General features: G+C 28.8%; 14 protein-coding genes and 1 pseudogene. 3 read left to right on the top strand and 12 right to left on the bottom strand.

The window, feature by feature from the left end; translation table 11 throughout:
- From ACTCCZ_RS12585 to rfaD, 5 genes and pseudogenes are all read right to left on the bottom strand, one after another.
- Positions 1 to 314 (bottom strand): annotated as a pseudogene (locus ACTCCZ_RS12585) (tryptophan synthase subunit beta); the annotation flags it as partial.
- Positions 307 to 924 carry a Wzz/FepE/Etk N-terminal domain-containing protein gene (locus ACTCCZ_RS12580; RefSeq protein ID WP_079577123.1) on the bottom strand — a complete coding sequence of 206 codons (618 nt, stop codon included), beginning with the start codon at positions 922 to 924 and terminating at the stop codon, positions 307 to 309. The gene ACTCCZ_RS12580 and the pseudogene ACTCCZ_RS12585, both read right to left, overlap by 8 nt.
- A gap of 21 nt (positions 925 to 945) precedes the next feature.
- Positions 946 to 1,494 (bottom strand): adenine phosphoribosyltransferase, encoded by a 549-nt coding sequence (locus ACTCCZ_RS12575; protein ID WP_079577124.1) that lies wholly within the window; start codon positions 1,492 to 1,494, stop codon positions 946 to 948.
- Entirely contained in the window at positions 1,494 to 2,921 is a 1,428-nt protein-coding gene (gene rfaE1, locus ACTCCZ_RS12570; RefSeq protein WP_079577125.1) for a D-glycero-beta-D-manno-heptose-7-phosphate kinase, read from the bottom strand. Before rfaE1 ends, ACTCCZ_RS12575 begins: the two co-directional genes overlap by 1 nt.
- Positions 2,922 to 3,932 carry an ADP-glyceromanno-heptose 6-epimerase gene (rfaD, locus tag ACTCCZ_RS12565; protein WP_079577126.1) on the bottom strand — a complete coding sequence of 337 codons (1,011 nt, stop codon included), beginning with the start codon at positions 3,930 to 3,932 and terminating at the stop codon, positions 2,922 to 2,924.
- 392 nt (positions 3,933 to 4,324) lie between these two features.
- On the opposite strand from rfaD, the gene ACTCCZ_RS12560 reads away from it, so the two are divergent.
- Positions 4,325 to 5,131 (top strand): DNA ligase, encoded by an 807-nt coding sequence (locus ACTCCZ_RS12560; RefSeq protein WP_079577127.1) that lies wholly within the window; start codon positions 4,325 to 4,327, stop codon positions 5,129 to 5,131.
- 254 nt (positions 5,132 to 5,385) lie between these two features.
- Positions 5,386 to 5,901 carry a transposase gene (locus ACTCCZ_RS12555; RefSeq protein ID WP_159445705.1) on the top strand — a complete coding sequence of 172 codons (516 nt, stop codon included), beginning with the start codon at positions 5,386 to 5,388 and terminating at the stop codon, positions 5,899 to 5,901.
- A gap of 207 nt (positions 5,902 to 6,108) precedes the next feature.
- Here the strand turns inward: ACTCCZ_RS12555 and gmhB are convergent, their stop codons facing one another.
- The 7 genes from gmhB to ispG form a co-directional block, all read right to left on the bottom strand.
- Entirely contained in the window at positions 6,109 to 6,630 is a 522-nt protein-coding gene (gene gmhB / locus ACTCCZ_RS12550; RefSeq protein WP_079577130.1) for a D-glycero-beta-D-manno-heptose 1,7-bisphosphate 7-phosphatase, read from the bottom strand.
- Positions 6,631 to 6,644: 14 nt separating this feature from the next.
- Positions 6,645 to 7,040: a type II secretion system protein gene (locus ACTCCZ_RS12545; protein ID WP_079577131.1), complete on the bottom strand. Its 396-nt coding sequence runs from the start codon at positions 7,038 to 7,040 to the stop codon at positions 6,645 to 6,647.
- 69 nt (positions 7,041 to 7,109) lie between these two features.
- Positions 7,110 to 7,850, bottom strand: a complete 741-nt coding sequence (locus tag ACTCCZ_RS12540) for a hypothetical protein (RefSeq protein WP_079577132.1) — start codon at positions 7,848 to 7,850, stop codon at positions 7,110 to 7,112.
- A gap of 2 nt (positions 7,851 to 7,852) precedes the next feature.
- The gene (locus ACTCCZ_RS12535; protein WP_079577133.1) at positions 7,853 to 9,061 is read right to left on the bottom strand and encodes a glucose-6-phosphate isomerase; all 1,209 of its coding nucleotides are present in this window, start codon (positions 9,059 to 9,061) and stop codon (positions 7,853 to 7,855) included.
- A gap of 67 nt (positions 9,062 to 9,128) precedes the next feature.
- Positions 9,129 to 9,944, bottom strand: a complete 816-nt coding sequence (gene galU, locus ACTCCZ_RS12530) for a UTP--glucose-1-phosphate uridylyltransferase GalU (protein ID WP_079577134.1) — start codon at positions 9,942 to 9,944, stop codon at positions 9,129 to 9,131.
- A 50-nt stretch (positions 9,945 to 9,994) separates the two neighbouring features.
- The gene (gene dnaB / locus ACTCCZ_RS12525; protein ID WP_079577135.1) at positions 9,995 to 12,073 is read right to left on the bottom strand and encodes a replicative DNA helicase; all 2,079 of its coding nucleotides are present in this window, start codon (positions 12,071 to 12,073) and stop codon (positions 9,995 to 9,997) included.
- Between the two features lie 69 nt (positions 12,074 to 12,142).
- Positions 12,143 to 13,201: a flavodoxin-dependent (E)-4-hydroxy-3-methylbut-2-enyl-diphosphate synthase gene (gene ispG / locus ACTCCZ_RS12520; protein WP_079577136.1), complete on the bottom strand. Its 1,059-nt coding sequence runs from the start codon at positions 13,199 to 13,201 to the stop codon at positions 12,143 to 12,145.
- A gap of 154 nt (positions 13,202 to 13,355) precedes the next feature.
- Here ispG and ACTCCZ_RS12515 point away from each other — a divergent pair.
- The coding region (locus ACTCCZ_RS12515; RefSeq protein WP_463187395.1) for a cache domain-containing protein at positions 13,356 to 14,296 on the top strand (941 nt) is incomplete at its 3' end.

The raw sequence follows: 14,296 nt of genomic DNA, 5'->3' as shown, positions 1-14,296 counted from the left end.
CCTTGGGCTATTACATTGTTTATTTTATGAGCACCTGTATGATTTAAATCTTCTCTTTTTAAATAAACTTTAGCCCCTATTTCTTCACTTACTCTTTTTGCAAGATATAAAGGGTTTTCTCTTCCTACATAATCTTCCAAAAGTTCATTTACTTCACTCCAAAACTCTTTATCAAATCTATATTTTTTATACTCTTTTTCTAACTCTTCAAGTATTGGCATCAATGTTTCAGGAACATATCTTCCACCAAATATACCAAAATGACCGTTTTCATCAGGGTCAAATTTACTCTTTTTTGGGATATAATCACTCATTTTCATCCTCTTTAAAACTTTTTATAAACTGCATGAAAAACACTAAGAAAATAGATAAAATAAATCCAGTCACAAAAGATACTACAACTATTAGTTTTTTCTTTGGTTTGATAGGATATTCTTTTATAGATTGATTTATCAAAGAAGTCATTTTCATCTTCTCATTTTTCAATGAATATAAAGATATTTTTTCTTTATGTCTATTTTCTACAAGTTTTTCAATTTCATTGAATTTTTTCTTAATATTTTCTATAGAATTACTTTGCACTTCTACAACTAAAATATTTGTTGTTCCTCTTGGAATAGAAACATTAACTATATCTTTATTTTCTATTGATTTTTGAAATTTTCTTGAAATAACCTCTTTTAAATTAGAAGGTTTATCTAACTCAAGTATTATATTTCCCTCAGCTGTTTTATTTATAACTTCACCTATCTCAAAAGATATATTTCCACTATAAATAGGTGTTTTTGTAAAAGCATAAACAGCTCCTAAAACTGTTATTATAAAAGTAAAGACTACTATAAAAACTCTTTTTTGCCATAGTGTTTTAAATAACTCTTTTAAATCAATCTCATCTTCTTGTATAGTTCTTATCTCTTTTTCCAACTTTTTCTCCCTAGATTTGTTTTATACATCAAGTATTGTATATACAGGTGTGTGTTGCTCTACTCTTTGTTTTCCATTTAAAAATGTAAGATTTAATAAAAAACAAGCTTCAACTAAATCTGCTTTTACATTTTTTATTAGTTTTGCAGATGCATTTGCAGTGCCACCAGTAGCAAGCAAATCATCAATCAAAAGAACTCTTGCATCTGTTTTTCCATGAAAAGCATCAAGATGAATTTCAACTTCATCAAAACCATACTCCAACTCATACTTTTCACATACAGTTGTACTTGGTAACTTTCCTTTTTTTCTAACTGGAACAAAACCTATATTTAATCTATCAGCAAGGGCTGCACCAAAGATAAATCCTCTACTATCAATACCTGCAACATAGTCTAAATTATACTCTTTATATCTTTTTTCAAGATGATTCATCAAAAGATTAAAAGCTTTTTTATCATTTAGAAGTGTTGTAATATCTTTAAATACTATACCCTCTTTGGGAAAATCTTGTACATCTCTTATGGCATTTAATAATATTTGTTTCTCTTCTTGTGTTAATTCGCTCATTACTTTATCACTTTTTTGATTTTTTCTATTGTTTTTGTTGTACTTTTTCCATCTACAAACTCAACTAGTTTTGTTTCAAGGGCTATGTCACTTCCTACAACTTCTTTACCCTCATAGTCAGCACCTTTTACTAAAACATCTGGTTGAACTTTTGATATAAGCTCATAAGGTGTATCTTCATCAAAGATTACTACATAATCCACACACTCTAAAGCAGAAACTATATAAGCTCTATCATCTTGCGTATTTATAGGTCTGTTTTCACCTTTTAATCTTTTTACACTATCATCTGAGTTTAATCCCAAAATCAAAACATCACCAAATGATTTGGCAACATCTAAGTAACTTACATGACCTTTGTGTAAAATATCAAAACATCCATTTGTAAATACTATCTTTTTGTTTTGTTTTTTTAATCTTTTTACTATTTTTTCAATCTTTTCAAAACTTTTGATATGTAATTCAATTGAGCTTTTATTTAAGCTTGATTTATACTCTTCAATCTCATCAAGTGTAACTGTTGCACTTCCTATTTTACCAACTACAACTCCAGCTGCTAAATTAGCAAACTCTAAAGCATCTTCGATGTTATTGTTTAAACTAAGTGCAAATCCAAGCGCTGCAAGTACAGTATCACCAGCACCTGTTACATCAAATACTTCCCTTGCTACTGTTGGTCGAATAATAACTTCATCATCTTTTAAAAGTGCAATTCCTTGCTCACTTAAAGTAATAATAGAGTAATGCAGTTCTGCTTGTTCTTTTAGCTTCTCAAGTGCTAGTTTTAAAGTCTCATCGTTTTCTATCTCTACTTTTGAAGCAATTTGTGCTTCTTTTTTATTTGGTGTTAAAAAATATGCGCCTTTGTACATTGAGTAATCTTCACCTTTTGGATCAACTATTACTTTTTTGTCATATTTTTTTGCATACTCAATTATCTTTTTTGATAGCTCTTTTGTAATTACACCTTTCCCATAATCTGAAAAAAGGATAATATCATATCTATTTATAAGTTCTTGAAACTTTTCAAAGATTTTTTTCTCACTATCAAATGAAATAGAGTTTTTACTTTCATGGTCATATCTTACTACTTGTGAGTGAGAAGCCATAATTCTTGATTTTTTAGAAGTTTTTCTTCCTTTTTGCTCTATCAAAAAAGATTTTGCACCCTCTTTATCTAGCATAGATTTTAACTCTTTTGCTGTATCATCATCACCTACAACAGAGATAACACCCACATCAGAACCAAGTGATAAAAGATTGTTTATCACATTGCCAGCTCCACCTAAAACAGTTGTCTCTTTTTTGATATCTATTACTTGTACAGGTGCTTCTGGTGATATTCTATCGCATTTTCCCCATAAATAATGATCAATCATAAGATCACCAATCACTAAAATATTTGGCTTTTTATCATATGTAATCATCTATTTTACCTCATCATTGAAAAGTCTTTTTATTTCTGGAATATAAGCTTTTATTCCATCTTCTAGCTCATATCTTGCTTCAAAATCAAGATTTTTTTTACTATCTTGCATATTTGCTTCTGTGTGAAACTGATATTGTCCTATGTATGGATTTGGTATATATTGTGTCTCAAAGTTTGTTCCAAGCTCTTTTTGTAAAATATCTGCTATTGCTTGAAATGATCTAGCTTTTCCAGTACCTACATTGTAAACTCCACTTTTTAAAGGAGCGCAAGCTTTGATATTTGCTTGAATAACATCTTCAATATATATAAAATCTCTAAGTATTTTATCGCTTTCTTCAAATAGTTTAGGAGCATTTCCTTTTAGTAACTGATGTCCAAACTGCACAACAGTTGAAGCAGTTTTATTTTTATAAAACTCCCTTGGACCATAAACATTGAAGTATCTAAGCCCAACAATAGAGATATTTGGGTTTTTGTTTATATAAGAATAAGAGATATTATCCATCATTAGTTTACTAAAACCATAAACATTACTTGGAGCCTCTTTTCCTACTGTTTGTGGACTAGAAGCATCTCCATAAGTAGCACCAGAACTTGCATAAACCATATTTGCATTGTGGTTTATAGCTATTTTTAAAAGCTCTTCATATGCATTTACATTTGTTTTTATCATCAAGTCTTGTTCACTAACAGTTGTATCTGAAATAGCTGCTTGATGAAAAATATAATCAAAGCTATACTGTATAGCCAATCTTTTTAAAAGATCAGTATCATTTATATCGCCACTTATTACAGTCCCTTTAAATCCAATAAGGTTTTTAAAATGCCCAAAACTTTTCAAGTTTCCATTTGAGAAAGTCTGCCCAGATCTAAAGCAATCAAGAGCAATAACATTTGCATCAGGAAAATTTTCTTGAAAATAAAAAGCCAAATTAGAACCAATAAACCCAGCAGCTCCAGTAATCAAAATCGTTTTATTATTAAAATCTATATCATTATATTTCATTATATCTCTCACTTATGTTTATAAAGTCATCTATTTTAACTAAAATTCAATTAAATTAGGTTTTTGCAAGCAAATATCGGAGGCTCGAATTCATTCGTGCAATGAGTTGGAAGCGCGGATTCATCCGTGCAATGTACTGGAAGCTCGAATTCATTCGTGCAAATGTCAGCGGCTCGAATTCATTCGTGCAAAAAAAGCCCCGAATAAATTCGGGGTTCCGAAAATGCAAATGAAATCGGAAGCGCGGATTCATCCGTGCAAATGTTGGAAGCTCGAATTTATTCGTGCCAAATTACCTCTAATAAATTCGGGGTTCCAAGATGCAAAAAACACTTAAACAATCTTTCAACTTTACAATAATATAATTTTTAAAATTATTTTAAAGAGTTTTCATGAAAAAATCACTTCTTCTATTTTTCTTTTTTATATCTTGTTTTGCAAATAATCTTCAAAAACCCATGACATATGACAAGCAAAATATCAAAGGCTGGTACATGAGTGAGAAGCTTGATGGTATTCGTGCATATTGGGATGGGAAACAACTTCTTACAAAAAATGGCAATAAAATAAATACAAAAAAAGAGTTCACGAAAAATTTTCCAAGTTTTGAACTTGATGGAGAGTTATGGACTAAAAGAGGTGACTTTGAAAACATACAAAGTATAGTATTAGATGATATTGCCTCAAATAAATGGAGTGAAATAACTTATAATATCTTTGAAGTACCAAACGCAAAAGGTGATTTTCAAACAAGATTAAACAAAGCAAAAAATTGGTTTAAAAATAAGCCAAATAAATATATCAAATTTGTACCTCAAATAAAATGCAAAGACAAAAAACATCTCCAAGAATTTTTAGAAAAACTAGTATCTAAAAATGCAGAAGGCGTAATAATAAAAAATCCCCATAAACATTACTTCCAAGGCAGAAGCCAAGATATCTTAAAAGTAAAAAAGTTTTTTGATATGGAAGGAAAAATCATAGATATAAATTATGACAAAAAAGATAAAAGCAGAATGAAAAGTTTAGTAATAAAACTTCAAAATAATATAGTTTTTAACCTAGGAGGAGGTTTTACAAACAAGCAAAGATACAATCCACCTAAAATAGGTGAAATTGTGACATTTAAGTATTATGGATTTACCAAATACAATAAACCAAAATTTGCTTCGTTTTTAAGAGTAAGAAAAAAAGAGTAAAAAATTCACCGGAAGCGCGAATTTATCAGTGCAGTGTGTTGGATGCTCGAATTTATTCGTGCAAGTATCGGAAGCGCGGATTTATCCGTGCCAAAAAGCCCCGAATGAATTCGGGGTTCCGAAAGTTCATCGGAGGCTCGAATTTATTCGTGCAAAAAGCCCCGAAAATGCAAGTGAAACTGGAGGCTCGAATTTATTCGTGCCAAATTGCCCGAATGAATTCGGGGTTCCTATATACAATAAAAGGGTTATTTATGTATAAAAAACTTCCTCATATAAATTTAAAAGAGCATTATCAATTTATCACTTTTCGTACAAAAGATAGTATTGATTTTTATCTTAAAAAACTTGAAAATGATTTATCATTGAGTAACCATATTAAACAATATAAGATTGATAATTACTTAGATAACTCTTCGTTGGGTGCATATATAAATGGTCATTTTATTGATAGTGTAAAAGATATTATATTGGAAAATCAAAGTAAGCTTTATGAAGTCATAATACTATGTATCATGCCCAATCATATTCATATTTTAATAAAGCAGTTTGATGATATTGATAAAATCATAAAATGTATAAAAGCAAAAACTGCACTTAGATTAAATGCCAAGCTAAATAAAAAAGGAAGTTTTTGGCAAAAAGGTTACTATGATAAAGTAATAAGAGATGAAAAACATTTTGAAAGAGTTTATAACTACATATACAATAATCCAATAAAAGCAAAATTAAAAGATTGGGAAAGAAGGGTTTATAGTTTGTATGAGTAGTGGTTTAAAAGGACTCGAATGAATTCGAGTTTCCAAAAGAAGCAATGTGTCGGAGGCTCGAATTTATTCGTGCAGTGTGTTGGAAGCGCGGATTTATCCGTGCAAAAAGCCCCGAATGAATTCGGGGTTCCGAAAATTCACCGGAAGCGCGGATTTATCCGTGCAAAAATGCCCCGAATGAATTCGGGGTTCCGAAATGTGATAGTATTATAATTTTATTTTTTTTATATCTTTTATACTATTAAGTACATATGTTGCTTGTGATTTTGTTTCATCAAACTTTTGCCCTGATTTTACTTGTATTGTATTTTTGATTTTTGCATTTTGGGCGCATTTTATGTCTGAGTCTTTATCTCCTATTAGCCATGAGTTTTTTAAATCTATATCATATGCTTTATAAATCTCATCTATCATACCAGTTTTTGGTTTTCTGCAATTACAGTTTGATTCAGGAGAATGGGGACAATATTTTACTTCATGGATTTTAATACTATTTTTTTCAAACTCTTTTAGCATCCAAGATGTTAGTTTTTCAAAATCCTCTTTTTTATAATAAGCTCTTCCTATTCCTGATTGATTTGTTATTATAAATAGTTTGAATTCTTTTTCTTGCAAATACAACAAAGCATCCATAACTCCGTCTATAAACTCAAAGTCTTTTTTTTTATAAACATAGTTTTTATCTGTATTTATTACGCCATCTCTATCTATAAAAAAGGCTTTTTGCATATTTCTTCCTAATCTTAATAAAGTGGGGTTGTTCTATTTACAACTCCTGCTTCATTTAATTTTTTACAAATATTATCAAGTGTTTCATTAATATTCAATTCTATTTGTTCTTCTTGATTATTTACTTTAATAAAAACGCAGTCACCTTTTGCTGTTTTATAAGTGATTGTATTTTCTTCTATTCTCCAATCATCGCTTCCAAGTGTTATTACTTCACTTAAATCATCTACTTTTCCATGTAATAAAAAATATGATTGTAAAGAGCTTGTTATTGTAGAGATATCTCTTTTTACTGTTGTAATAACTGCTGCATTTTTTGTATTCATATATTTAGGAATTGCATAACTTCCTATTAAAGCTAATAGCACCAAAACAAAAATCAATTCTAGTAAAGAAAAAGCACTTTTCATGACAAACCTTTTATAATTTTTTTAATTATATTAGGTTTTTGATAAAAATAAAATTATTTGTTATTTTTATTAGATTTCATCTTTTTTTTCTTCTATATATTCACTTATTGCATCTTTTATATTTTCTAGTTTTTTGGGATTTCCTTGAAGTCTTTCAAAGTGCTTGTTTATATCTTCATTCTCTTTGATTTTTATATCAGCAATACTTGAACAAATATCTAAAAATACACTATAAGGAACCTCATCCCCTCGTTTTAAAAAATGTATTGCTCTTTGTAAAGATACAAAAGGATTTACACTTATTTTTGAAAGATTATTAACTTTTGTATTTATATATGAGATAAACTCTTTTCTTACATCACTTTTTATAACTGTAACTTCTTTTGTATTCACATCTAAAACACATTCAAATCCCACTTTTGTAGAATCAAAATCAAAACCATCAATTGTAAATTCAAGTGATTTATTTTCAAACTTTGGTCTAAATACAAACTGAAAGATATCGTCATGAAATTTATAAGTTAAAGAGTTATTTTCATACTCAAAAAAGCTTTGATCCAAGCATTGGTTCAGCTCTTCCATCATCTGTTTTGATGGAAAAATCATATCCAAATCCCTAAAAAGATCTTTTTTTATACATGAACCTGCTAAATAGAAATTGACTTTTGAAAAACTTGGCTTTCTTACAAGTACATTTTGGAAAAAGTAATTTAAAATATTTATTACATTACAAAGTCTTATATCAAAACTCATTTGTAATTCATATGGTATAAACTCATTATATTTTTGCCAATGTTTTTCATATATCATAGTTAGCCTTTGTTTTTTAGTTTTTCTTTTAAGATTTGCTTTCCAGATTCTACTCCTGGTTGATTATAGGTGTTTATTTGTACAAACTTTCCAACAACTGAGGTTAGAAGTTGATAACTATACATTAGTTTTGCTATGTTGTATTCATCTACTCTATTTATTGTTATTACATCATGTGGAATATCACCTAATTTCTTTAAAGACTCTATTGTAGCATTTGCTTGTTCATCTATTAGTTTTGCAAAAGTTAGATTATCAACATACTCTAATCCTTCAAATCCATCAAGTGTATTTGAGGGTATTTTTGTCTCGTCTTGAAAGTCTGCTACTTTTATGAAAGTAACTGTTTTATCTCTTTTTCCTTCTGCTATTAATTGTAAAAATGAGTGTTGATCAACAGGTCCTATAAGACCTATTGGAGTCAAAGCTTGTTTTGTGCCATTTATATTTATTTTTCCTAAGCTTTCGCCCCAAAGTTGAATATACCATTTATTAAATCCTTCCAAACTAGCAGAGTATGAAAAAACTACATTTATGTTGAATCTATTTTTATTTTCAACCATAAATCTTGCTTTTTCCATGATTGTTTCATAATAGCCTTTTTGATTAAAAAAACTATTATGAACTTCTTTAGCACCTTTTAGTAAATTATCTATATTTACACCTAAAATTGCCAAGGGTACAAGTCCTACTGTTGAAAATACAGAAAATCTTCCACCTACATTTTTAGGAATATCAAAAGTTGTCATATTTTGTTTTTTTGCAAAGCTTGTTAGTTTACTATCTTCTTCACTTATGATTGCACAATTTTTAGCATCTATTGTCACTAAAGATGCTAAATACTTAAAAATAGATATTGTTTCTATAGTTGTTCCTGATTTACTAATTATTAAAAATAAAGTATCTTCTAAATCAAGTTTTTTAATTCTTTGTTTGATATCAGTAGGATCAGTTGTTTCAAAAAAATGAAGTTTTTTATCAAACTCTTTTATTCTTTTTAAAAACTGATAAATAGCAAATGTACCTAAAGTACTTCCACCAATACCAACAATAGCAATATGTTTTTTTGATACTTTTTTTGCATACTCTTTTATTTTTGAAGTATCTTGAAAAGGAAGTGAATAATAACCAATTTTTGTTATCTCATCTTTTACATAATCAAATATTGTCTGGCTTGATTTTATTTGATAAAAACTTTTACTATATTGCATCTATTTCCTTTTATTTGTATTTTATGAATTTAAAACTGCTATTTTTACTCGAATAAATTCGAGTTTCCTAGATTTTTTTATAAAAGTGGTTTGTTGCTTCTACAAAGCCATCTATACTTCCACAATCAAATCTAACTCCATCAAACTTAAATCCTAAAACCATTCCTTTTTTTGCTTGAGTTAGCAAGGCATCTGTTATTTGTATCTCACCACCTTTTCCAGGTTTTGTGTTTTCTATTATTTCAAAGATATCTGGTGTTAAAATATATCTTCCAATAATTGCTAAGTTTGATGGTGCATTTTCTGGCTCTGGTTTTTCTACCATATTATCAATCATATAAATACCTGTTTCTATCTCTCTTCCTGAGATTACTCCATATTTATTTGTATGCTCTTTTGGTACTTCTTCAATAGCAACTATACAACACTGATATTTTTCATATAAATTTACCATCTGTTTTAAAACACCGTCTGATTTATTATCACATAAATCATCTGCTAAAATCACTGCAAAAGGTTCATCTCCAATTAGGGTTTGTCCTGTTAAAATTGCGTGTCCTAAACCTTTCATTTTTGTTTGTCTAGTATATGAAAAAGTACAGTTTTCTATCACATCTCTAATTTCTGTTAAATAGTGTTCTTTACTTGAACCTTTTATTTGGTGTTCTAATTCATATGAGATATCAAAGTGGTCTTCAATAGCTCTTTTTCCTCTTCCTGTTACTATAGCCATTGTATTACAACCTGCTTCAATAGCCTCTTCTACTCCATATTGAATAAGTGGTTTTGTAAGTACTGGTAACATCTCTTTTGGTGTTGCTTTTGTTGCTGGTAAAAATCTTGTTCCATAGCCTGCTGCTGGAAATAAACATTTTCTTATCATCTAAAATCCTATAAAATCATCTTTAATTAAAAAATTATACCTAAAAACTTTTAAAGTATTTGAGGTACATCTATATTTGTCTCTTTATTTGTATCTGCCACACTTTCAAATACAACTTCAATTGGTGCTTCTGAATTGCTTTGTTTATTAACAAATCTTGTATACTGTTTTTGGAACTCTAATTTTACTGTTCCTATTGGTCCATTTCTTTGTTTTCCTATAATAATCTCTGCTTCTTCAACTGCTTTGTTAACAAAAGTAGATTTATACTCTTCACCTTTGTCTTTTGCTTCTTTCTCTTTTCTTGCTTCATCTCTTTCTTTATAAACATCATCTCTATATACAAACATTATGATATCCGCATCTTGCTCGATGGCTCCTGACTCTCTTAAGTCACTAAGCATTGGTCTTTTATCAGGTCTATTTTCAAGTCCTCTATTTAACTGAGAAAGTGCAATAATTGGGATTTTCATCTCCCTTGCTAACATCTTAAGTCCCCTTGAAATATCAGATACTTCTTGATGTCTATCTTTATTTCCTGTACCTTGCATAAGTTGCAAGTAGTCAATAACTACCATTGATATATTATTGTCATCATTTTGAGCTAATTTTCTAACTCTTGCTCTTAATTGGTTGATATTAACACTTCCACCATCATCAACAAAAAGTTTTTTTTGATTTAAATCTTCAAAAGCTCTTGAAAGATTACTCCATTGGTCATCATCCATATCACCTTTTCTTAAGTTTTGTAAAGGAATTGAAGTTTTTGCAGCAAGCATTCTTAGCATAAGCTGTTCTGCTGGCATTTCTAGTGAGAAAAAAACCACACCTTTTCCTGCTTCAACATTGGCTAAAGCCATATTTAGCACAAGTGCAGTATTGTGTGTTACGGTCATATCTTCTAATAAAAATAGTCTATTTCCATCTATTTCAAAACCATAATATTCATCTACGATATCTTTTTCAATTTTGATTCCTGTTAAAGCAGTTTTAGATTTTTCAATTGAAATAAATAAATTTTTATCTTCGATAAATGTCACATATCCCAAGCTATCTGCAAGAAACTTTATTTTTTCATCTATTAATTTTTCTTCAATAAAATAATATGAATCTTTTATTTTTGCATTATTCTTAATAAAATATTTAAAATATTTTTCTCTATTTTCTTTGATAAGTTCTTTATTTTCAAATTCAACTGCAACTTTATAGCCTTTATAGTTACTTTTAAACTTTTCTGATTTTTCTAAATACTCTTTAATATTTACATTTAAGATATCTCCATTTTTATGAGGACCTTCAGTTCTACTTCTTTTTAAAGATAAAATATGAGATTCATTTACTCTATAATCTATTGCTTTATTTTGTCTTACCCAATACATTTGTTCTACGCCTTTTGTAGTGGATAAAACATTTCTTGGTGTTGAGTCATCACCCATAAGTTGGTCACCAACTTTTATATCTTCAACATTTTTTAAAGTACCATCATACATTACAACTTTTGTACCTCGCCCTAAGCATTTCCCCATGGCTGGTCTTGCTGCTATGATTACTAGGTCACCTTCATTAAATCCTGTTGTTCTTTTATCCAAATCATGAAAACCTGTTGTTTCACCTATTAGGTGTTGGTTTCCTAGTTCTTTCATTTTTTTGATATAGCTTAAAGTATCACCTGTGATCTCTTGCATATCTTTTAATTCAGATGTAGCGCTATCTGTTGAGATTTTGTATAATGCACCTTGAATTGTATCTAAAGCTTCGTTTGCTGGGATATCTTCTTCTATTGATACTTTTTTTATGGTGGTTGCTAGTGATGCTAACTCTCTTTTAACACTTCCATCTTTTATCTCTTTTACATAAGCTATTGTATTTGTTATAGGGTTTGCTGAAAGTATTTCTATTAGTATTGAGTCATCAACATCTTTTGTGCTGATTTTTTTTCTTATAAAATCTTCATCAACTGGCATATCATCACGATAAAGATTACTCATAACTTCAAATATTTTTTGATGTGCGGGTAGATAAAAATCTTTTGGTTTTAACATTGATAGAATTTCTTCTATCTCATCAGGGTTGAAAAGTATTGAGCTTAAAACTGCTCTTTCTATATTAATGCTATATACACTATCCATAAAATCTCCATATTTATATAAAGATTTTATTATATCTAATAGTAACTAACAAGCAAAGAAAAATAAAACTTATTTTTTCTTTGCTTCTTCTTCTACTTCTTGTAAAAATCTATCAAGTAGTTTATCAGTTGGAAGTTTTGCTATTGTTTCACCTTTTTTGATGATTAATCCACTTCCTTTTCCATAAGCTATTGCAACATCTGCTGATTTTGCTTCACCAATTGCATTTACAACACATCCCATAACGGAAACATTTAAAGGGGTTTTTATATGTTTAGTTCTTTCTTCAACTTGGGCTACTGCACTTACCAAATCAGCTTCAATTCTTCCACAAGTTGGACAAGAGATGATATTTAGTCCCTCTTTTACTAATCCTGCATCTTTTAATATAGCTCGCCCTACTTCAATCTCTTTTTCAAGTTCACCTGTCATTGAAACTCTTAAAGTATCTCCTATTCCATCAAGAAGTAAACTTCCAAGTGCAATTGAGGATTTAATTGTTGAGTGAAATTGTGTTCCAGCTTCTGTAACTCCTAAGTGAAAAGGATAGTTATTCATAGGTCTTAAGCCCCTATAAGCTTCTACTGTTCTTTGAACATCACTTGCTTTTAAAGATACTTTAATATCAGTAAAGCCTAAATCTTCAAGATATTTGATATTATAATCAGCACTTGCAATCATTCCTTGTGCTGTTTGTCCATATTTATTTTCAAACTCTTTTTCTAAAGAACCACAGTTTACACCAATTCTAATAGGTAGATTTCTTTCTTTGCAAGCTTTTACAACCTCTTCTACTCTTTTTTTATCCCCAATATTTCCAGGGTTAATTCTAATACAATCAACAACTTCAGCAGCAATTAATGCAAGTTTATAATGAAAATGTATATCAGCAACAATAGGTAAACTTACTTGCTCTTTTATACTTTTTAAAGCATTTGCAGCTTCTTTATTTGGTACTGCAACCCTTACAATATCAGCACCTGCAAAATGCAGTCTTTTTATTTGTTCAACAGTTGCTTGTATATCTGATGTTTTAGAATATGTCATAGATTGTACAGGAATTGGTGCATCACCACCAATAGGAACATCTCCTACGTAAATCTTTTTTGTTGGGTATCTTTTTATCATGTTAAAATTTTATCTAATTATTATTAATATTTCATGAAGATTTTCAATTGATGTTTTTCTTAATATTATGTAACTATACTGTAACATTTTAATAATATGAAAGTTTTACAAATGTATAATAAATATGACTAATATTTTAATTAAAAGACATATAATGCTATATAGACAAAACGCCTATAAATATTTACTACTTTTTGTGATTTTGGCACTTAGTGTAGTGCTTTTTACTTCTTTGTATATTCATAACAAAGAGAAAAACCTGCTTGATTCAAAATACAAAGAGAGTGCAAAAAACACCAAAGAGTTTATAAAAAACCTAATTGAGAATAAACAAAATGCCACATTAGCTATTGCTATTTCCCTTGCTAAAGATGATAGATTATATTCATATATGAAAAATAAAACTTATAAAAACTTTGAATATGAAAAAATCTCATCTCAGATGAGAGAATATACAAAATTCAAAAATGTTTGGATTCAAATCATTGATAAAAATGGTACTTCAATATATAGATCTTGGACAAAAAAGACAAATGATAATTTATTATTTAGAAAAGATTTAAACAAGATGCTAAAAAAGCAAGATATTACCACTTCTATTAGTGTTGGTAAATTTGATTTAAGTATAAAAGCTAGAACTCCAATATTTGATGATGACAAGTTTTTAGGTGCTTTAGAAGTAATAACACACTTTAATTCAATTAGTAAAAGACTCAAAAAAAGAGGTATAGATGCGATAATTGCAGTTGATAAAAAGTATAAAAGTAGACTTACTTTTCCTTTGACAACAAACTTTATTGATGATTATTATATCTCAAATTTAGATGCTTCAAAAAAGTTTATAAACTATTTAAAACAAAATAATATAAATAACTATTTTAATATAAAAGATTACAAAATTGAAAATACTCTTTTTATTACTTCATATGAACTAAGAGATGACAATGGAGGTCATTTAGCTTCTATTATTAGCTTTAAAGATAAAAATAGTATTGATATTCAAGCAATTAAAGATTATAAAAGACAAATGATAATGCTTGTGGTTATACTACTTATTATTTTAGTTTTTATTTTTACTTTATATGTATACAATAT

This window comes from Malaciobacter sp., assembly GCF_055140965.1.
The sequence above is the reverse complement of the archived record's forward strand: the minus strand, read 5'-3'. Positions and strand labels throughout refer to the sequence as shown.